At 42.9% G+C, this 2219-nt stretch carries 1 protein-coding gene and 1 pseudogene; both read left to right on the forward strand.

All coding sequences use genetic code 11. The features are described from left to right. The first annotated feature begins 479 nt into the window (after positions 1–479). Entirely contained in the window at positions 480–1859 is a 1380-nt protein-coding gene (gene gor, locus BV372_RS34180) for a glutathione-disulfide reductase (protein WP_086691878.1), read from the forward strand. A 168-nt stretch (positions 1860–2027) separates the two neighbouring features. Next, a pseudogene (locus BV372_RS34185) lies at positions 2028–2174 on the forward strand (YqiA/YcfP family alpha/beta fold hydrolase); the annotation flags it as partial. Positions 2175–2219 lie beyond the last annotated feature (45 nt).

Consider the following 2219-nt stretch of genomic DNA (forward strand, 5'->3'; position numbering starts at 1 on the left):
AGGCAACCCGAATCCTGATCCCAAACCGGATGGTGGCGCAGGCAACCCGAATCCTGATCCTGGCTCCGGTTCCGGTAGCCAAGGTCCTGATCCTGGTTCAGGTACACCCACCCCAACAGACCGACCTACATCATAAGTATTGATGTATTTTTCATAGCAGCAACATAAAAGTAGATGCAGTTTGTAAAAGATGGGGAAAGCGCCTATATGGTTAATTTCCCCATAGTTTATTTTATGCTGTCTATGTAAATTAAAGGTATAGAATATAACAATTAACCTAAATATGTTATTAACTATGATGCAAAACTATTTTTATCAACGTAAGAGAGAGCTTTCCCTTGACTCCAAAGCATCTGCTAACGCTAGATTAAATCTAGGGTAGGACTTACGCTTTGTCTGTGAATATTTTTTAGATTAAATTCACCTTCTTTGTGTAATATCCCGTAAGCCAAGTAGTTGCAAAAGAGACATATAAATTTATGACCTTTGATTATGACCTATTTGTAATTGGTGCAGGTTCTGGGGGTTTGGCGGCGTCCAAACGAGCAGCTAGCTACGGGGCAAAAGTGGCGATCGCGGAAAATGATTTAGTTGGCGGAACTTGTGTGATTCGCGGTTGTGTTCCCAAAAAACTTATGGTGTACGGCTCTCATTTTCCAGCACTGTTCAATCATGCCGCAGGCTATGGCTGGAAAGTTGGTGATGCTGAGTTGGACTGGGAACATTTCATTACATCTATAGATAAGGAAGTCCGACGGCTGTCCCAACTACATATCAACTTTTTAGAAAAAGCAGGAGTTACACTGATTCCTGGTCGTGCTACTTTAGTAGACCCCCATACTGTAGAAGTTGATGAACGTAAAATTACAGCCGAGAAAATTTTAATCGCTGTTGGGGGACGGCCTGTCAAACCAGATTTACCGGGGATGGAATATGCCATTACCTCCAACGAAATCTTTCACCTGAAAGAACAACCGAAGCACATAGCCATTATTGGTGCTGGTTATATAGGCTCGGAATTTGCTTCAATCATGCGTGGTTTGGGTTCCCAAGTAACACAGATTATTCGCAAAGACCTAATTTTGAAAGGCTTTGATGAAGATATCCGTACTGGCATTCAGGAGGGGATGGTAAATCATGGTATCCGCATCATCCAAAATAACGTGGTGACAGCAGTTGAGCAGGTGCCAGAAGGATTGAAGTTATCTTTATCGGAGGAAAATGCCGAACCAGTGATTGCTGATGTGTTTCTAGTAGCAACTGGTCGAATGCCCAATATAGATGGACTGGCTTTAGAAAATGCTGATGTTGATGTTGTTGCTAGTTCGATCGAAGGACCAGGATACAGTACAGCAAAAGCGATCGCGGTCAATGAATATAGTCAAACTAGTCAACCAAATATTTTTGCTGTCGGTGATGTCACAGATAGATTAAATTTGACACCAGTAGCGATTGGTGAAGGTCGAGCTTTTGCCGATAGTGAATTTGGCAACAACCGCCGAGAATTTAGTCACGAAACTGTACCTACAGCCATCTTTTCCAATCCAGAAGCAGCTACAGTCGGGTGGACGGAAGCTGAAGCCAAAGCCAAACTTGGTGATGATGGAGTCAAAATTTTTCGCACCCGCTTCCGACCTATGTACTACAGTTTAACGGGTGCCCAAGAAAAAACTATGATGAAGTTGGTAGTAGATGCTAACACTGATAAAGTTCTCGGTGCTCACATGGTGGGAGACAGTGCAGCTGAGATCATTCAAGGTATAGCGATCGCTGTCAAAATGGGTGCAACCAAAAAAGACTTTGATGCTACTGTCGGGATACATCCCTCAGCCGCAGAAGAATTTGTCACGATGCGATGAAGAGTAAGAGTAGCGAGTACCCAGAATTGAGTTAAAAAACTGCCCACAAGGGACGGTTTATCCAACTAATAAATCAGTTCTGAGTACTTTTTGCCTGACTCTGGACTGAGTTTTGCAAATTTTGTACAGGCGCGATCGCGTCTGTACTTGAAATACTAGCTGAGTTGAATTTTGAATTACTTTATCTACCTGCACGGCTTTGCTTCCAGTCCCAATTCCGCCAAAGCGAGGGATATAAGCGATCGCTTTGCCCAAATTCAAACAAAGCTGAAAATTCCCGATCTCAATGCTGGCGATTTTTCTCATACCAATTTAAATTGGAGACAGGGCAGATAAGGTAAACTGAGAATTGTTGTTTAG

The sequence above is a fragment of the Nostoc sp. T09 genome (genome assembly GCF_002154695.1).
Lineage (GTDB): Bacteria > Cyanobacteriota > Cyanobacteriia > Cyanobacteriales > Nostocaceae > Aulosira.

What these genes read in the sequence shown, in the direction of transcription:
- gor (WP_086691878.1), top strand. Translation starts at nt 480, where the DNA reads ATGACCTTTGATTATGACCTATTTGTAATTGGTGCAGGTTCTGGGGGT.